Origin of the sequence: Cellulomonas sp. ICMP 17802, from assembly GCF_041295535.1 — a bacterium.
Classification (GTDB): Bacteria; Actinomycetota; Actinomycetes; order Actinomycetales; family Cellulomonadaceae; genus Cellulomonas.
The window spans coordinates 36,354-58,837 of sequence record NZ_JBGFQZ010000017.1 but is presented as its reverse complement, the minus strand read 5'-3'; the positions used below and the strand labels follow the sequence as shown (position 1 = coordinate 58,837).

The following is a 22,484-nucleotide window of genomic DNA, read 5'->3' as shown; positions in this document are numbered from 1 at the left end:
CCGGCATGACGATCGAGCAGGGACGCCACCCGGGCCTGGACGAGGGGGTCGTCGAGGCGCTGCTGAGGACGAGGAGGTTCCTGCAGAAGAACGAGGTGTCGCCCGACCTGCGCACCCTGCACCAGATCGGGGGGCGCGACGCCGACACGTTCTACCGGGACCGCTGGAGCCACGACAAGGTGGTCCGGTCGACGCACGGCGTGAACTGCACGGGCTCGTGCTCGTGGAAGGTGTTCGTCAAGGACGGCATCATCACGTGGGAGGCCCAGCAGACCGACTACCCGTCGACCGGCCCCGACCGTCCGGAGTACGAGCCGCGGGGCTGCCCCCGCGGAGCCGCCTTCTCCTGGTACACCTACTCGCCCACGCGGGTCCGGTACCCGTACGTGCGCGGCGTGCTGCTCGAGATGTACCGCGAGGCCAAGGCCCGGCTGGGCGACCCGGTGCTCGCGTGGGCGGACGTCGTCGGCGACCCCGTGCGCGCCGCGCGGTACAAGGCGGCGCGCGGCAAGGGCGGGCTGGTGCGGGCGTCGTGGGCCGAGGCCGTCGAGATGGTGGCCGCCGCGCACGTGCACACGATCAAGGAGCACGGCCCGGACCGGATCGCCGGGTTCTCGCCCATCCCGGCGATGTCGATGGTGTCGCACGGGGTAGGCGCCCGGTTCTACGCGCTGCTGGGCGCGCCGATGCTCTCGTTCTACGACTGGTACGCGGACCTGCCGGTGGCCTCGCCGCAGGTGTTCGGCGACCAGACCGACGTGCCCGAGTCGGGGGACTGGTGGGACGCCGGCTACCTGATCATGTGGGGCTCGAACGTGCCCGTGACCCGCACGCCGGACGCGCACTGGATGGTCGAGGCGCGGTACCGCGGGCAGAAGGTCGTCGCGGTGTCGCCCGACTACGCGGACAACGTGAAGTTCGCCGACGAGTGGCTGGCCCCGGCCCCGGGCACCGACGGGGCGCTCGCGATGGCGATGGGGCACGTGATCCTGCGCGAGTTCTTCGTCGAGCGGACCACGCCGTACTTCGACGGGTACGTGAAGAAGTTCACCGACCTGCCGTTCCTGATCACCCTCGATCCGGACGGCGACGGGTTCGTGCCCGGCAAGTTCCTCACCGCCGCGGACCTGGGGGAGGCGTCGGAGAACGCGCAGTTCAAGACGGTCCTGCTGGACGGGGCGTCGGGCGCGCCCGTCGTGCCGAACGGGTCGCTCGGGTTCCGGTTCGGCGCCGAGGGCGAGGGGCGCTGGAACCTCGACCTGGCCTCGGTGGAGCCGCAGCTGAGCGCGGCCGGCGCCGGCTCGCGACCGGTCGCGGTGACCCTCCCGCGGTTCGACGCGGTCGACGGGTCCGCCGGCACCATCGTCCGCGGGGTCCCGACCCGCCAGGTGGCCGGTCGGACGGTCACCACGGTGTTCGACCTGCTCCTGGCCCAGTACGGCGTCGGGCGGGACGGGCTGCCCGGCACGTGGCCCACGGGGTACGACGACGAGTCCTCGCCGTGCACCCCCGCCTGGCAGGAGGCGATCACCGGGGTGCCCGCGGCCAAGGCCGAGAAGATCGGGCGCGAGTTCGCCGCCAACGCGGAGGAGTCGAAGGGCCGGTCGATGATCCTCATGGGCGCCGGCACCAACCACTGGTTCCACGCCGACACGATCTACCGCGCGTTCCTCACGCTGACCGCGCTGTGCGGCACCCAGGGCGTCAACGGCGGTGGCTGGGCGCACTACGTGGGCCAGGAGAAGGTCCGCCCGATCACCGGGTACGGCCTGTACGCGAACGCGCTCGACTGGTCGCGGCCGCCGCGGAACATGATCCAGACCGCGTACTGGTACCTGCACACCGACCAGTTCCGGTACGACCAGTTCGGCGCCGACGCGCTCGCGGCCTCGAAGGCCGGCGGCCTCTGGGCGGGCATGACCACGGCGGACGTGCTGGCGCAGTCGGCGCGGCTGGGCTGGATGCCCTCGTACCCCACCTTCGACCGCAACCCGCTGACCCTCGCGGACGACGTCGCCGCGGCCGGGGTCCCGGCCACCGAGTACGTCCCCGCCGCGCTGCAGGACGGCTCCCTGCGGTTCGCGGGGGAGGACCCGGACGCCCCGGAGAACTTCCCGCGCGTGCTGACCATCTGGCGGTCCAACCTGCTGGGCAGCTCGGCCAAGGGCAACGAGTACTTCCTCGAGCACCTGCTGGGCACGGACTCCTCGCTGCGGGCCGACGAGGCGCCGCCCGAGCACCGGCCCCGCGACGTCGTCTGGAGGGACGAGGCTCCGCGCGGCAAGCTCGACCTGCTGCTCACGCTCGACTTCCGGATGACGTCGACCACGGTGTTCTCCGACGTCGTCCTCCCCGCGGCCACCTGGTACGAGAAGTACGACCTGAGCAGCACCGACATGCACCCGTTCGTGCACTCGTTCAACCCGGCCATCGCGCCGCCGTGGCAGACCCGCACCGACTTCGACGCGTTCCACGAGATCGCGAAGGCGTTCAGCGCGCAGGCGGCGACGCACCTGGGCGTGCGGCAGGACGTCGTCGCGGTGCCGCTCACGCACGACACCCCGGACGCCATGGCGACGCCGTCCGGGATCGTGCGCGACTGGAAGGCCGGCGAGTGCGACCCGGTGCCGGGCGTGACGATGCCGAGGCTGGTCGTCGTCGAGCGCGACTACCCCGCGGTCGCCGACAAGCTCGGCGCGCTCGGTCCCCTGGCCTCCTCCCTCGGCGCGACCACCAAGGGCATCACGTTCGACCTGACCAGGCCCATCGAGTACCTGGGCAAGAAGAACGGGCTCGTGCGCGGGGGTGCGGGCGACGGGCGGCCGTCGCTGCAGCGCGACGTGCACGTGTGCGAGGCGATCCTGGCGATGTCCGGCACCACGAACGGGCACCTGGCCACCGAGGGGTTCCACGCGCTGGAGAAGCGCACGGGCCGGAAGCTGGCGGACCTGGCCGCCGAGCACGAGGGCAAGCAGGTGACGTTCGCGGACACCCAGGCCGCACCGACCCCGGTCATCACCTCGCCGGAGTGGTCCGGCTCGGAGTCGGGCGGCCGGCGCTACTCGCCGTTCACCATCAACGTCGAACGCCTCAAGCCCTGGCACACCCTCACCGGCCGGCAGCACTTCTTCCTCGACCACGACTGGATGACCGAGCTGGGGGAGAACCTGCCGGTCTTCCGGCCGCCGCTGAACATGGCGGCCCTGTTCGGGGAGCCGCAGATCGGGTCGACCGGCGAGCTCGGCATCGCGGTGCGGTACCTGACCCCGCACAACAAGTGGTCCATCCACTCCGAGTACCAGGACAACCTGCTGATGCTCAGCCTCTCGCGGGGCGGCCCGGGCATCTGGATGAGCCAGAAGGACGCCGACAAGATCGGGGTCGCGGACAACGACTGGATCGAGGCGGTCAACCGCAACGGCGTCGTGGTCGCCCGCGCGATCGTGTCGCACCGGATGCCGGAGGGCACGGTCTACATGCACCACGCGCAGGACCGGCTCATCGACGTGCCGCGCTCGCAGACCTCGGGCAAGCGGGGCGGCATCCACAACTCGCTGACCCGCATCCTCATGAAGCCGAGCCACCTGATCGGTGGCTACGCGCAGCTGACCTTCGCGTTCAACTACCTGGGGCCCACGGGCAACCAGCGCGACGAGGTCACGGTCATCCGTCGGCGCTCGCAGGAGGTGGAGTACTGATGCGGATCATGGCGCAGATGTCGATGGTGATGAACCTCGACAAGTGCATCGGCTGTCATACGTGCTCGGTCACCTGCAAGCAGGCGTGGACCAACCGCGCGGGCACCGAGTACGTCTGGTTCAACAACGTGGAGACGCGCCCCGGGCAGGGGTACCCGCGCACGTACCAGGACCAGGAGCGCTGGCAGGGCGGGTGGACGCTGAACAAGCGCGGCCGGCTCAAGCTCAAGGCGGGCGGCCGGCTGAAGAACCTGGCGACGATCTTCGTCAGCCCCAAGATGCCGTCGCTCGACGACTACTACGAGCCGTGGACCTACGACTACGCGACGCTGACCACCGCGCCCCTGCAGGAGCACACGCCGGTGGCCCGGCCGCGCTCGCTCATCAGCGGCGAGCCCATGCAGATCGGGTGGAGCGCCAACTGGGACGACGACCTGGGCGGCAGCGCCGCGACGGCCGTCAGCGACCCGATCCTGGCCAGGGTCTCCACCAAGATCAAGCTCGAGTTCGAGCAGACCTTCATGTTCTACCTGCCCCGCATCTGCGAGCACTGCCTCAACCCGTCGTGCGCCGCGTCGTGCCCCTCGGGCGCCATCTACAAGCGGGCCGAGGACGGGATCGTGCTGGTCGACCAGGACCGGTGCAAGGGCTGGCGCAAGTGCGTGACGGGCTGCCCGTACAAGAAGGTCTACTTCAACCACCGCACCGGCAAGGCCGAGAAGTGCACGTTCTGCTTCCCGCGCATCGAGGTGGGCCTGCCCACCGTCTGCTCGGAGACGTGCGTGGGGCGTCTGCGCTACCTGGGGCTGGTGCTCTACGACGCCGACAAGGTGCTGGCGGCCGCGTCGGTGACCGACGAGCACGACCTGCTCGAGGCGCAGCGCGGCGTGTTCTGCGACCCGCACGACCCCGAGGTGGTCCGCGAGGCCGAGCGCGCCGGCATCCCTCGCGACTGGATCGAGGCCGCGCAGCGCTCGCCGATCTGGGCGCTGATCAGCACCTACCAGGTGGCGCTCCCGCTGCACCCGGAGTACCGCACGATGCCGATGGTCTGGTACATCCCGCCGCTGTCGCCCGTGGTGGACGCGGTCGCGGAGACGGGCGAGGACGCCGAGTCCCGCGGCAACCTGTTCGCCGCGATCGACCAGCTCCGGATCCCGGTGGAGTACCTGGCCGAGCTGTTCACCGCCGGGGACACCGTCCCGGTGACGGGGGTGCTCAAGAAGCTCGCCGCGATGCGGTCGTACATGCGGGACATCTCGATGGGTCGCGACGCCGACCCGACCATCCCCGCCGCCGTCGGGATGTCCGAGCAGGAGATGCTCGACATGTACCGGCTGCTGGCCATCGCGAAGTACGACGAGCGCTACGTCATCCCGCCCGCGCACGCCGAGGCCGCGCACGACCTGGAGGAGCTGGCCACCGAGTGCAGCCTCGACTACGAGGGCGGCCCGGGCATGGGCGGCTCGGGGCCGTTCGGCGAGGGCTCGGGGGCCGGCACGCCCCTCGCCGTCGAGAACTTCCGGGCGCTCAAGGACCGGCAGACCGCCGACGAGGTCACCAGTACCGGCCGGCCGGGCGCGCGGGTCAACCTGCTCAACTGGGACGGCAAGGGCTCCCCGCCGCCCGGCGTGTTCCCCGAGCGGAAGGACCCGTCATGAGGCCCGACGACGCCCGCACCCGGGCGCTCACCCACCGGATCGCCGCGCTGCTGCTCGAGTACCCGACGGAGGAGCTCGTCGCGCGGGTGCCCGACCTGCGCGCGATCTCCCCGACGCCGGCCTTCGACCCGGTGCTCGACCACCTTGCCGCGACCCCGCTCGACGCGCTGACCGCCGAGTACGTCGACACGTTCGACCTGCGCCGCAAGATCTGCCTCTACCTGACGTACTACGCGTACGGCGACACCCGGGAGCGCGGCATGGCGCTGCTCGCGTTCAAGCGCGCGTTCCGGGCGGCCGGCCTGGAGGTGAGCGCCGACGAGCTCCCCGACCACCTGTGCGTCGTGCTGGAGTTCAGCGCGACCGCCGACGTCGAGGCGGGCACGCGGCTGCTGCTCGAGCACCGGGCCGGGCTGGAGCTGCTGCGGCTCGCGCTGGTGGACCGTGGCTCCCCGTGGGCGGGTGCGCTGACGGCGGTCTGCTCGACGCTGCCGCCGCTGCGGGGGGACGAGCGGGAGGCCGTGGCGCGGCTGGCGGCGGAGGGCCCGCCCGGGGAGCAGGTCGGGCTCGAGCCGTACGGCGCGATGGCGGGGATGCCCCGATGAGCGCCGTGCTGCTCTGGGTCGTGGTGCCGTACGTGTGCCTGGCGTTCTTCGTCGGCGGGCACGTGTGGCGGTACCGGTACGACAAGTTCGGCTGGACCACCCGCTCGTCGCAGCTCTACGAGAGCCGGCTGCTGCGGTGGGGGAGCCCGCTGTTCCACTTCGGGATCCTCGCGGTGTTCTTCGGCCACGTGATGGGCCTGGGCGTCCCCGAGAGCTGGACGTCGGCCGTCGGCATCTCCGACGAGGCGTACCACGCCGTGGCGGTGTCGGTCGGGGCCGTCGCGGGGTTCTGCACGCTGGTCGGCCTCACGCTCCTGATCTACCGCCGCCGGACGGTGGGGCCCGTGTTCAGCGCCACGACGCGGATGGACAAGGTGATGTACCTGTTCCTCGCGCTCGTGATCGTGCTGGGCGTCTGGAACACCGTCGCCGGATCCGTGCTCAACCTCAACGGGGACTACGACTACCGCACCGGGGTGTCGGAGTGGTTCCGGAGCATCTTCCTGTTCCAGCCGCAGCCCGACCTCATGGCGGACGCCCCGTTCGGGTTCCAGGCGCACGCGATGGTCGCGATGCTGCTGTTCGCCCTCTGGCCGTTCACCCGGCTGGTGCACGTGCTGAGCGTGCCGGTGTTCTACCTGTGGCGCCCGTACGTCGTGTACCGCAGCCGGCCCGACCGGACCGGGAGCCGGGCCCAGCGGCCGGGCTGGGCGCCGTCGGACGACCGCGTCCGCCGCTGAGGCCTACGCCCCCCGGTGGCGCCGGGCGGCCTCGTCGGCGAGCAGCCGCTCGAGCACCGTGTGCCGGTCGCGCGCCACCCGGGCGCGGGCGTCGTCGTGGTGGTGCACGGCCTCGTCGTACTCGTGGTGCGCGCGGCTGGCGGCCGCCGCGAGCTCGAACCAGGGCGCCCCCGCGAGCTCGCGGCGCACCTGCGCCTCCAGCGCGGGATCGACCTGGTGGTGCTGGTCGACGACCGTCATCTCCGTCGCTCCTTCGATCCGGTTGTCGTCCATCGTGCGCGCCTCCACCGACAGATGCCGGGCGACACGCGCGTCGCGCGCGGCACGGACACCCTCACTCCTCTCAACCCCGGCACCGGTCCGCGGGCTTCCCGGGCATTCTTCGCCCCCCGAGAAATGCTCGTCTCGCCCGTATGTCGATGGCCGTGGGGTGCTTTTCCGATGTCGTCGCCCGAGCGGGCCGGGAGGCTTCCGTCGGCGCAGTGACACGTGTCGATCTGCTCAGTCCACGGTGATGTCGACCCGGGCCCGGGCAGCGCATTCCCGGAATTCCTCCGACGCCGTGCCATTTCCCCACGGCCCGACGGATGCGCCGCGAGGCATTGACTCCACCCTGTGACTCTTGTTAGCGTCCCTTGTGAACCATTAGTACACACTCCTTACATATTCGACGCTCCGATCATGGACAGGGGACCGCACGATGGCCTTCGCTCGACACTCCGCACGGACACCGGCGGGACGACGACGTCCCGCCCTCCTCGCCGCGGCGCTCGCCGCCCTGGCGACGCTCGTCGCCGCGCTGGTCGTGACCCAGCCGGCGTTCGCGGCCGGCACGATCTCCGCCACCTTCACCTCCGCCGGCGACTGGGGCACCGGCCACCAGGTCAACGTCAAGGTCACCAACTCCGGGTCCGCCGTCGTGACCGGCTGGACGCTCGAGTTCGACCTCCCGGCCGGCGACACCATCAGCAGCTCGTGGGACGCCGACATCACCCGGACGGGCAACCACTACCGGGCCGTGAACAAGAGCTGGGCCGCGAACCTCGCGGCCGGCGCCTCGCAGACCTGGGGCTACATCGCCACCGGTCCGTTCGCGACGCCCACGGCGTGCACCATCAACGGCGTCGCCTGCACCGGTGGCACCCCCACCAGCACGCCGACGCCGACCACCACGCCCACCAGCACCCCGACCCCCACCCCGACGCCGACGACCACGACGCCCCCGCCCCCCGGTGGCAAGAAGGTGGTCGGCTACTTCACCGAGTGGGGCGTGTACGGCCGCAACTACCACGTGAAGAACATCGAGACGAGCGGGTCGGCAGCGAAGCTGACCACGATCGTCTACGCGTTCGGCAACCCCGCGAACGGGCAGTGCGCGGTCGGCGACTCGTACGCCGACTACGACAAGGCCTACACGGCGGCAGACTCGGTCGACGGCGTCGCGGACACGTGGGACCAGCCCCTGCGCGGCAACTTCAACCAGCTTAAGAAGCTCAAGGCCATGCACCCGGGCCTGAAGGTGGTCTGGTCGTTCGGCGGCTGGACCTGGTCGTCCGGCTTCACGCAGGCCGCCGCCAACCCGACGGCGTTCGCCACCTCCTGCTACAACCTGGTGAACGACCCGCGCTGGGCTGGGGTGTTCGACGGGATCGACATCGACTGGGAGTACCCGAACGCCTGCGGCCTGCAGTGCGACTCGAGCGGCCCGGCGGCGTTCACCGCGGTCGTGACCGCGCTGCGCACCACGTTCGGCAGCAGCGCGCTGGTAACGGCGGCCATCACGGCCGACGGCTCGTCCGGCGGCAAGATCGACCTCGCCGACTACGCCGGCGGGGCCCAGAAGCTCGACTGGATCATGCCGATGACGTACGACTACTTCGGCGCGTTCAACCCCACCGGGCCGACCGCGCCCCACTCGCCGCTCACGTCCTACCCGGGCATCCCGCAGCAGGGCTTCGACTCCGAGGACGCCATCACCAAGCTCATCGGCAAGGGCATCCCGGCGAACAAGATCCTGCTCGGCGTCGGGTTCTACGGCCGCGGCTGGACCGGGGTCACGCAGTCGGCGCCGGGCGGCTCGGCCAGCGGCGCCGCGCCCGGCACCTACGAGGCCGGCATCGAGGACTACAAGGTGCTCAAGACGAGGTGCCCGGCGACGGGGACCGTCGGTGGCACGGCGTACGCGAAGTGCGGCTCCGAGTGGTGGAGCTACGACACGCCCAGCACGCTCGCGGGGAAGATGACGTGGGCCAAGAACAAGGGCCTCGGCGGCACCTTCTTCTGGGAGCTGTCGGGTGACACGTCCAACGGCGAGCTGATCAGCTCGCTCTCCAACGGGCTGAGGTAGGCCCGGACGACGACGCCCGGCCGCCGGCTCCTCTCCACCCGGCGGCCGGGCTTCGCTGTGTCGAGGATGCACCCGTTTCACCCGTTATGTCATGGGTCTCCGGCGTAACCTGAAGGATCGGGCATCGAGGGGGTGCCCGCGCGACGAGGAGGTCGTGCGATGAGGCGTGCATTCTGGACGATCGTGCTGCTGGTGGGTGCGTTGCTCGTGGTCCCGGCGTCCTCCGCGTCGGCGGCGCCCTTCTGCGGCCAGGTGTGGGGCTCGCTCGAGAAGTCGGCGCCGGGCCTGTCGCAGGCGCCCGTGGTCAACGTCCGCACCGGCCGGCATGCGTGCTACGACCGGCTCGTGATCGACGTGGCCGGCGGGGTCGGTGGCTACACCGTGCGCTACGTGCCGCAGGTGACGCAGGACGGCTCCGGGGCGGTGATCCCGACCCGCGGCGGCGCGGCTCTGGAGATCACGGTCAACGACCCCGCCTACACCCCCGCCGGCGTGCCGACCTACAGCCCGGCCAACCCGCGCGAGCTCCGCAACGTCACCGGCTACCGGACCTTCCGGCAGGTGGTGTTCGCCGGATCCTTCGAGGGGTACACGAGCGTCGGGCTCGGGGTCCGCGCGCGGCTGCCGTTCCGGGTGTTCACGCTCGCCGGCCCCGGCACCTCGTCCCGCCTGGTGGTGGACGTCGCGCACCGGTGGTGAGCGACGCGGCAGCGCGCTGCGCGCGGCCCGCGGGTAGCGTCGGAGGATGGGACCGCGGCGTCACATGGCGCAGGTCGAGCTGCTCGACGACGTGCAGCCGCCGGCGCCACCGACCGCGCCCCCGCGACCCCGGCGGTGGTGGGTGCTCGTCCTCGTCCCGGTCGTCGTCGGGCTCGTCGGCGCCCAGGCGGTGCTCAGCGCCCGCGACCGTGCCGAGCTCGCGCGCGTCGCCGAGCTGCCCGGGGTGCTCCCGTCGGTCGGACCGGACGTCGTCGAGCTCTGGCGGGTGGACGACGCCGACCTCGGGCTGCTGACCTCCGGCACCGACGTCGCCGGGAGCCTGGTCGGCGTGCGCACCGGGCCCGACGGCGCCCAGAGCGTCGCCGCGCTCGACCCGCGGACGGGCGGGGCCCGTTGGACCACGAGGCTGACCGAGCCGGACCCGGTGCTCGCGGTCCGCGGCGCGCGCGCGTCGACCACCGCGTGCGAGCCCGTGCCGCAGGCGCCCGCGCAGGTCGCGTGCCTGGTCACCGACGTCGTGCTCAGCATCGGGGGCGGCGGGCGGCTGACGTACTCGCGGCCTCCGTCGCGGTCGCGGGTGGTGCTCGTCGACGCCACCGACGGCCGGGTGCTGGCCGACCACCCGGCGCCCGCCGCGCTCGACCTCGCGGTCCTGCCCGGGCTCGCCGTGGTGGCGTCGCCCGCCACGGACGGGCACGCCCGGGTGACCGCGCAGGACCTCACGACGGGCGAGGTCCGGTGGGAGCTCACGTCGCCGCGGCCCGCGGTGGACCCGGCCGGGGACGTCGCCGGCTTCGGCCTGTTCGCGCTGGGGGACCTGGTCGGGGTGGTCGAGTCCGGTGCGCAGGTGACCCTGCTGGCGTCCGACGGCGCGGTGGCGCGCGAGCGCGTGCGGTTCGACCGGCTGTCCCGCGACGAGGCGGCGACCCGCCTCGAGCTGCTGTCGGGCTACGGCACGGACCGCGTGGTGACGACGATCGTCCGGCCGGACCGCGCCGACGTCGAGATCCCCGGGCGGCTGGTCCACCGGGCAGTCGACGACGGGAGCCTGCCGGACCTCGAGCTCACCGAGGGCTCCCGCATGCAGGCGCGCGACGCCGCGACCGGTGCCCTGCGCTGGACCGCCGACGTGCACACCAGCGGACCGGTGCTGGTGCTGGACGGGCGCGTGTACTGCACCAGCGGCGAGGGGCCCGGCGGACTGGTCGCGTTCGACGGCCGCACGGGTGCGACCGCGTGGACGGCGACCGCCGGCACGTACGACCAGCTGGCGCGGCTGATGACCGACGGGCAGGTGCTGCTGGTGGGCCTGACCCCGGTGGACGGCACCACCGCCGGGTCGCTCGCGGCCTTCTCGCTGGCCGACGGCCACCCGCTCTGGCAGGACCCGCTGCCCGACGGGCTCAACGCGGCGTGGACGCAGGGCCGCCTGCTGGTGGCCGGCTCGGGCGGGTCGACGGCGGTGCTGGGAGCCCCGTGAGCGTGCGCAGCGCGATGCAGCACGTCGAGCTGGACGAGGTGGTCGCCGCCCCGGCCGTCGTCGCCGACCCTCCCGCCCGGCGGCGCGGCGCGTGGTGGGCGGTCGCCGGGATCGCCGCGGCGGTCGTCGCCGCGCTCGTGGTGACGCAGTCGGTCCTGGACGCCCGGGAGCGCGCCGCCCGGCAGCGCCTCGCGGCGACGCCCGGGGTCGTTCGCCCGATCGACCCGGACATCGGCGTGCTGTGGCGGCCCGACCCCACCGAGCAGGCGGTGCTGCTGCAGGGGATCGACACCGGCCCGGCCATGGTCGGTCTGGCCGTGGCGGCGGACGGCTCGCAGGCGTTCGTCGGGCTCGACCCGCGTACGGGGGAGCAGCGGTTCTCGACGCCGCTGCTCGGGCCCGACGCCGTGCGGGCGAGGTCGCTGGACCGCAGCGCGGCGGGCACCTGCCTGCCCGTCCCCGTCGACGCGGGGCCCCCGACGCAGGCGGCGTGCCTGGTCAGCGACGGCTTCGTGCAGTACGGCGACGAGGGCGTCGAGACCCGCAAGCCCGCGACCACCACGCGCGTCGTGGTGCTGGACACCGGCGACGGCCGGGTCGTCGCCGACACGGCCGCTCCCGGGGCCACGGCGCTCGCGGTGCTGCCCGGCCTCGCCGTCGTGAGCGTCCCCGACGCGGCCGTGACCGGGCGGGACCTGCGCACCGGGGCGGTCCGCTGGACGTACGGCCCCCCGTCGCCCGGCGCCGACCGCCGGTCCTTCGCCGGCGAGACCCGGCTGTTCGCCGTCGACGGCGTGGTCGCGGTCGCCGTCCCGGGCTGGACGGCCGCGCTGCTCTCGCCGTCCGGCGCGGTGCTGCGGGCGAGCGCCCCCGGGGACGCCGACGTGGTGGTCGACCCCGTCAGCCGCCGACTCGCGCTGCTGTCGAGCACGGGGTCCGGCGCGCTGCGCTCGACGCTGGTGCAGCGCGGCAGGCACGACGTCGACCTGCCCGGCGGCCTGCTGCCCCTGACCGTCGACGACGGCAGCGTCCCCGGCCTCGTGCTCACGTCGGACGTGTCCCTGCGCGCGTGGGACTCCGTGACCGGGGAGCGCCGGTGGACCGCCGACGTCGTCGCCTCGGTGAACGCCATGGTGCTGCGCGGTCGGGTGTACCTCAGCACGCAGGCGGGCGTCGTCGCGCTCGACGGACGCACGGGCGAGGTGGCCTGGCGCGGCGCGACGACCGAGGGCAACGTGCCCGGCTTCGTGGTGACGGACGGCGAGCACTTGGTGGTCGCCGACCAACCGGTCGTCGGCGGCCCGCGCAGCGAGCTGGTGGCGCTGGGGCTGGACGACGGGACCGCGGCGTGGCGGGTGCCCTTCCCCGACGGCCTGCGCTCCAGCGTGGCGGTGGGTCACCTGCTGCTCGGCTGGGGCGACGACGGCCGCCTCGTGGTCCTGGGCTGAGTCGTGGCGCGCGGCGGAGGGATGCAGCAGGTCGAGCTGCTCGAGGGTGCCGGGGACCTCGAGCCTGGTCCCGGCCCGACCCCGCCGCGCCGACGGCGGCGCCGGTGGGCAGTGGGGTCGGCGGCCGTCGCGGTGCTGGCGCTCGCCGGCACGCAGTGGGTGGTCGACCACCGGGAGGACGCGGTCAGGGCCCGGCTCGCCGCGGTGCCCGGCGTGGTGCCGCCGCCGGGAGACTCGTTGGAGGTGGTGCGGACCCTCTCGCCGGACGAGGGCGAGGCTCTGTGGACCGGCATCGACCTCGGCGCCGCGTCCGCGAGCGTGGTCGTCGCCGAGGACGGGTCGCGGGCCCTCACCGCGACCGACACGGTGTCGGGCGGGACGGTGTGGTCGACGCCGCTGCTCGGGCCGGACGCCGAGCGCGCCGTCCCGTCGAGCTCCTCCTGGGGCGCCACGTGCCAGGGGAGCGCACCGAGCGGACGGGTGTCGACGTTCGTCGCGTGCCTGGTCACGGACGGCTTCCAGCGGATCGACGACGACGGCGCCGCGCTCGTGCTCCCGGCTCCGACCGCCAGCATCGAGGTGCTCGACCCCGCCGACGGGCACGTGGTGGTCCGGTGGCCGGTCGAGGCCGGCTCCCCGCTCGCCGTGCTGGCCGACCAGCTGCTGGTGGGCCACCGGGATGCCCGCGGCATCGAGGTGGTCGCGCACGACCCCCGCACCGGCGACGAGCGGTGGCGCTACGCCGAGCCGCTGGTCCCGGATCCCGGCGCAAGCCCGGGCGCGGCGCCCGAGCGGTTCTGGACCTTCTTCGCCGCGGGGGACGTCCTCGCGTTCAGCAACGGCGGCGCCCTCGCGCTCCTGTCGTCCACGGGCGAGAAGGTGCGCGACGACCTGCGCCCGGGGGACGGGGGCAGGGCCTTCAGCACCGACCCCACCACCGGGGACCTGGTGATGACGGTGTACGCCGGCACGGACGACCACGAGACCACGGTCCTGCTGTCCACGGACGGCGACCCGGGTGGGGACCGCATGCTCGACGGGCGGCTGCTGGCGACGGTCGTCGACGACGGGACCGTGCCCGGCCTGGTGCTCACCGCGGACGGGCGGCTGCACGCGTGGGACCGCGCGACCGGCCGGCCGCGGTGGACCGCCGACGTGCTGCCGGGCGACGACGCGCTCGTGGTCCGGGGCCGCGTCTACGTCACCACCGCGAGCTCGCTCGTCGCTCTCGACGGGCGCACGGGCGAGACCGACTGGGAGACGCCTGCGGACCTGGGGCTGGGCGGCCCGCTGGCCACCGACGGCCGCCACGTGCTGGTGCCGTCCACGTGGGGCGCCGCCGACGGGGGTCGTCTGACCGCCTACGACCTCGCGACGGGGGCCGAGGTGCGCCGGATCCCGTACCCGCCGGGAGTGACGGACGTGGAGGCCTACGAGGGGCTGCTCATGGGCTGGTCGGACACCTCGGAAGAGATCTCCGTGCTCGACTAGTGCCGGATATTGCGGCGCTGCACGTAAGTTCTTGCAATGTGTGATTCGCTCTTGTCGTCGCCTTTGTCCAGTCCGTACGGTGTGTTCCGTCCACGCGGCGCCGGGTCCCTCTGTCACCCGGCGCCGTCCCGGCTGCGCAAGGAGGCGCTCCCGTGAGGAACACAGTCATCAGGCCTGCCACGGCTCTCGCGCTCGCCCTCGCGGTGGTCGTCGGCACCGCGGGCGCCGCGTCGGCCCACGGGCGTCCGCCCGCCCCGCCCGCCACGCCCGTCACTCGGGCCGCGCTCGACCCGGCCCTGGTGGCCGGCCGTGGTGCCTCGGTCGGCTTCCTCGAGCAGGAGGCCGAGCGGGCCGTCACCAACGGCACCGTCATCGGCCCCGACCGCACGGCGTACACGCTGCCCGCGGAGGCGTCGGGCCGGTCGGCCGTCCAGCTCGCGCCCGGGCAGTACGTCGAGTTCACCCTGCCGAAGGCGGCGAACGCGCTCACCGTGCGGTACTCGATCCCCGACTCGGCCACCGGCGGCGGCCTCACCGCTCCGCTGGCGGTCACGGTCGACGGCCGCGACAGGCGGACCATGACGCTGACCTCGCAGTACTCGTGGCTCTACAACCAGTACCCGTTCAGCAACGACCCGAACGCCGGGCTGCTGCACCCCGACTGGTGGATCACCGAGTGCGGCTGCGTGCCCGCGGCGACCACGCCCACCCCGACCGTGACGACGCCGTTCCGGCCCATGCACTTCTACGACGAGCAGCGCCTGCTCCTGGGCCGCACGTACCCCGCCGGCGCGAAGGTCCGACTGACCGCGCCCGTGGGCACCGCGGCGGCGTGGACGGTCGTCGACCTGCTCGACTCCGAGGTGGTCGGCCTGCCGCACGTGCGCGTGATGGCCGCGAACGTGCTGCTCTTCGGCGCCGACCCGACCGGGCGGCGCGACGCGGCACCCGCGTTCGACAAGGCCATCGCGTTCGCCAAGGCGAAGCACCTGCCCGTCTACGTGCCGCCGGGCGTCTACCAGGTGAACCGGCACATCGTCGTGGACGACGTGACGATCGAGGGCGCCGGGTCCTGGTACACGATCATCCGCGGTTCTCAGGTGACCCTCTCGACCCCCGCGCCCGACGGCTCCGTGCACACTGGCGTCGGGTTCTACGGGAAGTCCGCCGCGGAGGGTGGCAGCCACAACGTGCACCTGTCCGGGTTCGCCATCCAGGGCGACGTGCGCGAGCGCATCGACACCGACCAGGTCAACGGCATCGGTGGTGCCCTGAGCGACTCGACGATCGACGGCCTCTACATCCAGCACACCAAGGTCGGCGTGTGGGTGGACGGTCCGATGAACAACCTCGTCGTCAAGAACAGCGTGATCGTCGACCAGATCGCCGACGGCCTGAACTTCCACACGGGCGTGACCAACTCGGTCGCGTCGAACAACGTCGTGCGGAACACCGGCGACGACGGGCTCGCGATGTGGGCGGAGAAGACCACCAACTCCGGCAACACGTTCGACCACAACACGGTCCAGACGCCGACCCTCGCCAACGGCATCGCGATCTACGGCGGCACCGACAACTCGGTCGTCGGCAACCTGGTCGCCGACCCGATCCGCGAGGGCTCCGGCATCCAGGTCGGTTCCCGGTTCGGCGCCGAGGCCTTCACCGGGCACCTCTGGATCACCGACAACACCACCGTCCGGGCCGGCACGTACGAGCTCAACTGGAACATCGGGCTCGGCGCCATCTGGTTCTTCGCGCTGGAGAAGAGCATCGACGCGGACATCCAGGTGGTCGGCGACCACTTCCTCGACAGCACCTACAACGCGATCATGGTCGTCGCCGACTGGCCGGTGAAGGACCTGTACTCGGTCACCGACGTCCACTTCAAGGACATCCGCGTCGACGGCACCGGCACCTCGGTGCTCAGCGCCCGCGCGGCGGGATCGGCCACCTTCGAGAACGTGGACGCGCGCAACGTCGGTGCGGTCGGCATCAACAACTGCGGGACGTTCCACTTCACGCCGGCCGGCTCCGAGTGGTCGTCCGTCGACCTCGGCGGGAACGACGGCGGGGGCACCACCGGCCCGTGGTTCGCGCCGTGGGAGCTGCCCAACACGATCACCTGCGACGACCGGCCCTCGGTCGTGGTGCCGCCGGCGCCGTCGACCTGGTAGCAGGACCACCGCCGGGGGTGCGGTGAGGGGAGGGCGGCGTGCCGGCTGGGTACCGGTGCGCCGCCCTTCCCGCGGCTACGGCTGGACGACCGCCCAGCCGTGCGGCGCGACGTCGTCGCGACCCCGGGTGTCGTCGTCGGCCGCGAGCACCTCTCCGGCCGGTCGGGCGAGCGGCTCGTCGGCCAGGTTGAGCGCGACCAGCAGGGCGTCGTCGCCGTCCCGGACCTCGTACACGAACGTCGTGTTGGTGAGCTCGACCTGGCGCGTGCGCGCGCGGTGCAGCCACGGGTGCCGACGGCGGAGCCCGATGAGGTCCTGGTAGAGCCGCAGCACCGGGCTGTCCGAGAGGCCCGGGCCGTCGGCGGAGAGCTCGGGCCGCACGGCGTCGTCGCCGCCCTCGCGCTCCTCCTTCACGCCCGTGAGGCCCAGCTCGTCGCCCGCGTAGACCGTGGGCGTGCCGCCGACCGTGCACAGCACGACGACCGCGTGCGCCCGGTGGCGGGCGTCCTCGATCGTGCTCGCGATGCGGGTGGTGTCGTGGTTGCCGACGAATGTCTGGGGCGCGAAGGTCTCGAGGAACTCGTCGTGCCGCGTGAGCGACCAGGCCAGCTCCCACAGGTTGGCGTCGTGGATCGAGCTCCAGACGGCCTTCCACAGCTCGTACTGCGTGAGGGAGTCGACGGTCGACTCCTGCACGAACGCCGGGTAGTCGCCGTGGATGACCTCCGCGACGAACCACGCGTCGGGGTGCTCGGCGCGCACCCGCGGGAGCACCTGCGCCCAGAAGCTCGTCGGCACCGCGTAGGCCGCGTCCAGCCGCCAGCCGTCCGCGCCGCGGGCCAGCCAGTGGGTCATCACGCGGACCACGTAGTCGACGACCGACGGGTGCTCGTGGTCGAGCGTGACCAGCGCGTCGTGGCCCTCGAAGCCGACGAACCCGCCGTCGGCGTCGCGGAGCAGCCAGACCTCGTCGTCGGACCGGCCCTCGAGCGCGTCCACCGTGCGGCGCGCGATCGCCGAGTCGCGCCCGACGTGGTTGAACACCCCGTCGAGCAGCACCTTCAGGCCCCGGCTGTGCGCCTGCGCGACGAGCTCGTCGAAGTCGCTCCCGTCGCCCAGGCGCGGGTCGATGCGCAGGTGGTCCACGGTGTCGTAGCCGTGGGTGGTGGATGCGAACACCGGTCCGAGCAGGATCCCCGAGGCGCCGAGCGCCACCACGTGGTCCAGCCACGCGACCAGCCGGAGCAGCCGGTGCTCCTCGGGACCCGGCGGCGGCCCGGGGTACGCGCCGACCGCGCCGAGCGGGTACACGTGCCACCAGATCGCGTGCCGGACCCAGTCCGGCTCGGTCGTCGCCATGGTCCGACCCTAGGCCCGGCGGTCCGGCGCGTGAGACGACGGCCGGTGGGCGCGGCCGCGGTTCCCGGACGTCGGGGTGGTGGAGCTCGACGCGTTCTCTCCGTGGGGCGGTCTAGGGGTCGCCGGTTCGCTTTGCGCTCCTCAGGCGCATCCCGTAGCCGGTGCCCGGGTAGGTTCGGCACACCCCGACCTGGCTCTCGCCTTGCCTCGCGACCAGCCCTCGACCTGCCTGGAGGACCCGTGACCGTGACCAGGTCGATCGTGCTGTTCGTCGCCGCGGCGCTCCTCGAGATCGGTGGCGCGTGGCTCATCTGGCAGGGCGTGCGCGAGCACCGCGGCTGGGCCTGGATCGGTGCAGGCGTCGTCGCCCTGGGTCTGTACGGGTTCGTCGCCACCCTGCAGCCCGACGCGCACTTCGGTCGCATCCTCGCCGCCTACGGCGGGGTCTTCGTCGTCGGGTCTCTGGCGTGGGGCATGGTGGCCGACGACTTCAAGCCCGACCGGTGGGACGTCACCGGCGCGCTCGTCTGCCTGCTCGGTGTCGCGCTGATCATGTACGGACCGCGTCCGGACGCCACCTGACGGATCAGCTGTCGTGCGTCGGCCCCAGCTGCGGGTACCGGCGACGCAGCACGGGCGGAGCCGCCCACCACCAGGACTCCGCGAGGTGCGCGCGCAGGGTGACGTCGTCCGCGGCCTCGAGCGTGATGAGGACCAGGTTCGTGCCGGCGTGGTGGTCGGTCGTCGAGTAGAGGTCCGGCTCCTGCTCCACGAGCGCCAGCCGCTCCCCGTCGTCCTCGACCCGGACAGTGAGCCGGTCGTCGTCCCACATCCGCGCGACCAGGTTGCGGTGGAACCACGCCGGCCGCCCCCAGCTCTGTCGCTCCGACACCTCGGGCAGCGCGAGCGCCGACCGCCGAGCATCGTCCTCGTCCATCGCCCCATCCTGGTGGTAGCCACCGACAGCCGCGGTCGATCCCGAAGCCGTCGACAGCCGCCGGTCGATCCTGAAGCCGTCGACCGCCTGCGCGCGAGCGATGGTGCGGGAGCGCGCGGTGGCGGTCGGCGGACGCGTCGATGCCGGCGGTCGGCTCAGAGGTGTGCTGCGGGTGATCGGCTCAGGGGTGTGCTGCGCCTGGCCAACCTGTGGCTGACCGATGCAGGTGGCGGGTGTCAGAAGGGTGGGTTGCCGGGGTGGGGTGGGGGTGGTCGGTGGTGGAGGGCGTGGTCGGGGACCAGGACGGGGGTGGGGTGGCGGGCGTAGGTCAGGCCGTGTCGGTCGGTCCAGGTGGAGACCCCGGTGGTCGGGTTGTAGGTGACCTGCCACCAGCGTTTCGTCTTGGCTTGGTGGTGGTGCTTGCACAGGGCGTGCAGGTTCGCCGCGCACGTCTGAGGCTCGAGGCCCTGCTCGTGGTCTGACCGGTGGTGGTCATAGGGGGTGCGGTGGTCGATTTCGCAGCGGGTGGCGGGTTGGCGGCAGCCGGGGAAGGTGCAGGTCACGTCGCGGGCTTGCACAGTGCGGGTCAGGTCGGCGCCGGGTCGGTAGGTGTGGGTGTCCACGGCGCAGGCTTGTCCGGTGGGGTCGGTCAGGATGCGCCGCCAGGTGGCGTCCTGGGCCAGCTCGCGGGCGACCTGGGCCGGGATCGGCCCGTAGGAGCCCAGGAACCCGGGGTGGTCGTCCAGCCCGGCCAGGGTGGACGCGGCGACGGTGACCTGCAGCGCGGCCCGTTGCCCGTGCTTGCGGGGTAGCGGGGTGCCGTCCGGGGTGGTCTGCCGGTCGAGGATGGCGGTGAAGATGTCCGCGAACGCGTCCGCCCGCCGCTGGTCCACCGTGCGGGTGTCGCCGTCCACCCGGGCGTTGCCGGCCAGGGCGTCGATCGCGGTGAACGCCGCGGTGGCCTCCGCGGCCGGGAGGTAGGCGATCAGCCGGGCCATCGCGTCGGGGGCCGGGTCCAGGACCACCCCGCGCCGGTCGCGGGCGGCCAGCCGCTGCTTCTCGGCGGTGTCCGGGTCGGCGGCCAGGACCATGGCGCGCACGTGCCGGGCCAGCTGCGGGGCGGTCAGGTCCCCGGCACGCTGCACGGCGTCGTCGATCACCGCGTCCCGCACCGCGCTGCCCAGGGTGGTGCCGGCCTGGGCCTCGGTCAGGATCACGTCGATCTTGCGCGCCTCGATGCCACCGGCCGCCCACGCGTCGGCCAGCACCGGGTGGCTGGCGGTGGTGTCGGCGCGCAGCACGAGGTCCTGGGCCAGGCGCCGGGTGCACACCAGGGCGCACGCCACCTCATCGGCCACCCGCACCAACGGATCCATCGCCGTGCGCGCCACCAGTTCGCGCACCCACCCCGCCTGGGCCGCCTGGGCCATCGCGATCACCTGCCGCCACGCCGCGACCCCATTCACCAGGGCCGCCCCGGACACCTCCGCCACCGGCATCGAGACCAGCATCGCCACCAGGGCGGCCAGGTCCACCGGCAGCGGGAACTCCTCCACCGCCGCCAGGTCCACCACCGCAGCACCGGGCACCGGCTCGGGCGCCGCACCCGGACGCGCACCCCGACCCGAATCCGCCCACACCAGCGCGGGCGAAGGGACCGGTGAACCCGTCGACCAGCCCGAAGCGGAGGGAGGCGTCAGCGAGTCGACCGCGCCCGCGGACACGGCACGGGTCGCGTCCACGGCGAGGTCATCGACAAACGGACGCTCGAGCACCGCCGTCACCGCGACCACCTCCGCTCACCACCCGACCCTGCTATCGAACAAGTGTACGACTGACCACTGACATTCACCCCTGACCAGGACGAACACCCCGCGCGCAGGCAAGGCAACCGGAGCCGTTCGTACACTAGTTCGATGGTCCGCGACATCGACTGGTCGAAGTGGCAGCGCACGCCACGCGGCTGGGTGCGGGTGCCGCCGCCGGGCTGCCCGGCGGGCCACCGCTGGACCACGAGCGGGCCGGGTCGCCCGTCGGAGCGGTTCGTCACGTGCGGGTGCACGGTGGACCGGCACCACACGCTCTGGGTGTGCCCGACGTGCGGCATGCACTGCGCGGAGGGCTGCACCGATCCGGCGATGTGGGCGGGCACGACGGTGTCGTCGGGAATCGTCGGCAACCGCCGCGGGGTGGTGTGACCGCGGGATAGTGGCGGGGTGGGACGAGCCGTCGTGGCGATGGTCGCCGTCGTCGTGGCCCTGGCGGGCTGCGCGTCGTCGGCACCCAGCCGCGCGTCCGCACCGAGCAGCACGCCGTCCAGCGCGCCCGCACCAGTCACTGCACCGCCGGTGCCGGCCGCGGACGAGCCGCCGGTGGTCGCGCTGGCCCCGGCGTTCACGTCCACGATCTCGCCGATCACCCTCGAGCTGGCCGACCGGATGAGGGCCTCGTGGCGACCCGGCTGCCCGGTGCCGCTCGAGGACCTCCGGTACGTCACCGTCACCTACCGCGACTTCGCCGGCGCCGCGGTGCAGGGCGAGCTCGTGGTCCACGCGGACGCCGCCGAGGACGTCGTGACCGTCTTCCACGCCCTCTTCGACGCGAGCTACCCGGTCCGCTCGCTGCGGCTCGTCGACGACTTCGGCGCGAGCGACGACGCGTCGATGGCCGCGGACAACACGTCGGCCTTCAACTGCCGGGCCATCACCGGCGGCACGGGCTGGTCGGAGCACGCGTACGGCCGGGCGATCGACCTCAACCCGGTCGAGAACCCGTACGTCCTGGGCGGGTCGGTCGCACCGGACGCGGGCCGGGAGTTCGCCGACCGGCCGGACGCCCCGGGCGTGATCCACGCCGACGACGAGGTCGTGCGCGCGTTCGCGAGCGTGGGCTGGCAGTGGGGCGGCGACTGGGCCTCCCCGACCGACTACCAGCACTTCTCGCCGTCGGGCCGCTGACGGCGGACGTCAGTGGTCGAGCCGGGCGTCGACCTCGGCCATCCGGCGGGTCGCGACGAGCCGCACGGTCGCCTCGGACAGCGGCGTCGCGGCGTCGAAGTGCAGCGTCGCGCCCGACAGGCGCCCCTCGGTGAGGGTCCCGGCCAGCGACCGCGCCAGCGGCGGGCTCATGAGGTGCAGGCTGCAGTGCTCCTTCGCGACGGAGAGGGCCACCAGGCCGGCGCCGCGGTACCTGATCGTCGGCACCTGGTAGGAGATCACCTGCTCCGCATCGGGCACGACGGCCACCAGCCGGTCGCGCACCACGCGCAGCGCGGCGCCCTGGTCGGGTGGGACGAGGTCGAGGTACTCCTCGACGCTCGCCGCGGGATATCCCTCACGCACCATGTCTCCTCCTGTCGGGCAGCGGCGTCGCGACGAGCTCGACGAACTGGTCGACCCGCAGCAGGCCCAGGCCCCATCGGATCACGGTCGGCATCAGCCGCGCCCCGACCTCGCCGTGCAGCCGCAGCGGGTGGGACAGCGCCAGCACCCGTCCCCGGCGGACCAGGCGCGTGTCGCCGCCGGCCTCGAGGTTGCGCAGCCACTGCACGTCCGGCCCGTAGGTCAGGGCGATGACGACGCCCCGGCGCGAGGGGAACGCGAACACGGGCGTGCGGAACCGGTGACCGGTGCGGCGTCCGGTGTGGTGCAGCGTCGCGAGCGGGGGGACGCGGTCGGAGACCGTCCCCAGGACCGGGTTGGTCACCCGGCGGTTGACCCGCGTGACCCACAGCGGGATCGGCATGGTCCCGACGCTAGCGCCGCGAGGCGCGCAGGCTAAGGGGTCTCGCCCAGCGGACCCCGAGTTGCGACACCCGCCCGTCC

At 73.1% G+C, this 22,484-nt stretch carries 19 protein-coding genes; 13 read left to right on the top strand and 6 right to left on the bottom strand.

All coding sequences use genetic code 11. From position 1 onward, the window contains the following. The first annotated feature begins 5 nt into the window (after positions 1 to 5). From AB5970_RS13255 to narI, 4 genes are read left to right on the top strand one after another with little or no spacing between them, the layout of a single operon-like run. Entirely contained in the window at positions 6 to 3,698 is a 3,693-nt protein-coding gene (locus AB5970_RS13255; protein WP_370504419.1) for a nitrate reductase subunit alpha, read from the top strand. Further along, positions 3,698 to 5,359 (top strand): nitrate reductase subunit beta, encoded by a 1,662-nt coding sequence (gene narH, locus AB5970_RS13250; RefSeq protein WP_370504418.1) that lies wholly within the window; start codon positions 3,698 to 3,700, stop codon positions 5,357 to 5,359. The genes AB5970_RS13255 and narH overlap by 1 nt, the downstream gene beginning before the upstream one ends. Next, positions 5,356 to 5,964 (top strand): nitrate reductase molybdenum cofactor assembly chaperone, encoded by a 609-nt coding sequence (gene narJ / locus AB5970_RS13245; protein WP_370504417.1) that lies wholly within the window; start codon positions 5,356 to 5,358, stop codon positions 5,962 to 5,964. The genes narH and narJ overlap by 4 nt, the downstream gene beginning before the upstream one ends. Continuing rightward, a complete protein-coding gene (narI, locus tag AB5970_RS13240; RefSeq protein ID WP_370504416.1) occupies positions 5,961 to 6,704 on the top strand; it encodes a respiratory nitrate reductase subunit gamma in 744 nt (247 codons plus the stop codon). Before narJ ends, narI begins: the two co-directional genes overlap by 4 nt. Positions 6,705 to 6,707: 3 nt before the next feature. Here the strand turns inward: narI and AB5970_RS13235 are convergent, their stop codons facing one another. Continuing rightward, positions 6,708 to 6,944 carry a hypothetical protein gene (locus AB5970_RS13235; RefSeq protein ID WP_370504415.1) on the bottom strand — a complete coding sequence of 79 codons (237 nt, stop codon included), beginning with the start codon at positions 6,942 to 6,944 and terminating at the stop codon, positions 6,708 to 6,710. Between the two features lie 460 nt (positions 6,945 to 7,404). Here AB5970_RS13235 and AB5970_RS13230 point away from each other — a divergent pair, with 460 nt between their 5' ends. From AB5970_RS13230 to AB5970_RS13205, 6 genes are all read left to right on the top strand, one after another. Next, a complete protein-coding gene (locus AB5970_RS13230) occupies positions 7,405 to 9,051 on the top strand; it encodes a glycosyl hydrolase family 18 protein (protein ID WP_370504414.1) in 1,647 nt (548 codons plus the stop codon). Positions 9,052 to 9,210: 159 nt separating this feature from the next. Further along, positions 9,211 to 9,750, top strand: coding sequence for an AMIN-like domain-containing (lipo)protein (locus AB5970_RS13225; protein WP_370504413.1), 540 nt, complete (start codon positions 9,211 to 9,213; stop codon positions 9,748 to 9,750). 46 nt (positions 9,751 to 9,796) lie between these two features. Then, positions 9,797 to 11,251: a PQQ-binding-like beta-propeller repeat protein gene (locus AB5970_RS13220; RefSeq protein ID WP_370504412.1), complete on the top strand. Its 1,455-nt coding sequence runs from the start codon at positions 9,797 to 9,799 to the stop codon at positions 11,249 to 11,251. Continuing rightward, on the top strand, positions 11,248 to 12,699 hold the full coding sequence (locus AB5970_RS13215; protein ID WP_370504411.1) for a PQQ-binding-like beta-propeller repeat protein: 1,452 nt from the start codon (positions 11,248 to 11,250) through the stop codon (positions 12,697 to 12,699). Before AB5970_RS13220 ends, AB5970_RS13215 begins: the two co-directional genes overlap by 4 nt. Positions 12,700 to 12,720: 21 nt before the next feature. Continuing rightward, positions 12,721 to 14,190 (top strand): PQQ-binding-like beta-propeller repeat protein, encoded by a 1,470-nt coding sequence (locus AB5970_RS13210; protein ID WP_370504410.1) that lies wholly within the window; start codon positions 12,721 to 12,723, stop codon positions 14,188 to 14,190. 152 nt (positions 14,191 to 14,342) lie between these two features. Continuing rightward, positions 14,343 to 16,364 carry a glycosyl hydrolase family 28-related protein gene (locus AB5970_RS13205; RefSeq protein ID WP_370504409.1) on the top strand — a complete coding sequence of 674 codons (2,022 nt, stop codon included), beginning with the start codon at positions 14,343 to 14,345 and terminating at the stop codon, positions 16,362 to 16,364. A gap of 75 nt (positions 16,365 to 16,439) precedes the next feature. Here AB5970_RS13205 and AB5970_RS13200 read toward each other — a convergent pair whose 3' ends face one another. Continuing rightward, a complete protein-coding gene (locus AB5970_RS13200; protein ID WP_370504408.1) occupies positions 16,440 to 17,723 on the bottom strand; it encodes an alpha-amylase family glycosyl hydrolase in 1,284 nt (427 codons plus the stop codon). 240 nt (positions 17,724 to 17,963) lie between these two features. On the opposite strand from AB5970_RS13200, the gene AB5970_RS13195 reads away from it, so the two are divergent. Then, a complete protein-coding gene (locus AB5970_RS13195) occupies positions 17,964 to 18,305 on the top strand; it encodes a YnfA family protein (protein ID WP_370504407.1) in 342 nt (113 codons plus the stop codon). Between the two features lie 4 nt (positions 18,306 to 18,309). Here the strand turns inward: AB5970_RS13195 and AB5970_RS13190 are convergent, their stop codons facing one another. Both AB5970_RS13190 and AB5970_RS13185 read right to left on the bottom strand, forming a co-directional pair. Then, the gene (locus AB5970_RS13190; protein ID WP_370504406.1) at positions 18,310 to 18,660 is read right to left on the bottom strand and encodes an MmcQ/YjbR family DNA-binding protein; all 351 of its coding nucleotides are present in this window, start codon (positions 18,658 to 18,660) and stop codon (positions 18,310 to 18,312) included. A 236-nt stretch (positions 18,661 to 18,896) separates the two neighbouring features. Then, a complete protein-coding gene (locus AB5970_RS13185) occupies positions 18,897 to 20,234 on the bottom strand; it encodes a DUF222 domain-containing protein (protein ID WP_370504405.1) in 1,338 nt (445 codons plus the stop codon). 342 nt (positions 20,235 to 20,576) lie between these two features. Here AB5970_RS13185 and AB5970_RS13180 point away from each other — a divergent pair, with 342 nt between their 5' ends. Continuing rightward, complete coding sequence (locus AB5970_RS13180) at positions 20,577 to 20,858, top strand: hypothetical protein (RefSeq protein WP_370504404.1); 282 nt, start codon at positions 20,577 to 20,579, stop codon at positions 20,856 to 20,858. An 18-nt stretch (positions 20,859 to 20,876) separates the two neighbouring features. Next, on the top strand, positions 20,877 to 21,617 hold the full coding sequence (locus AB5970_RS13175; RefSeq protein WP_370504403.1) for a M15 family metallopeptidase: 741 nt from the start codon (positions 20,877 to 20,879) through the stop codon (positions 21,615 to 21,617). A gap of 9 nt (positions 21,618 to 21,626) precedes the next feature. Here AB5970_RS13175 and AB5970_RS13170 read toward each other — a convergent pair whose 3' ends face one another. Further along, positions 21,627 to 22,004 (bottom strand): iron chaperone, encoded by a 378-nt coding sequence (locus AB5970_RS13170; protein WP_370504402.1) that lies wholly within the window; start codon positions 22,002 to 22,004, stop codon positions 21,627 to 21,629. After that, positions 21,994 to 22,404 carry a nitroreductase family deazaflavin-dependent oxidoreductase gene (locus AB5970_RS13165; protein ID WP_370504401.1) on the bottom strand — a complete coding sequence of 137 codons (411 nt, stop codon included), beginning with the start codon at positions 22,402 to 22,404 and terminating at the stop codon, positions 21,994 to 21,996. The genes AB5970_RS13170 and AB5970_RS13165 overlap by 11 nt, the downstream gene beginning before the upstream one ends. Positions 22,405 to 22,484 lie beyond the last annotated feature (80 nt).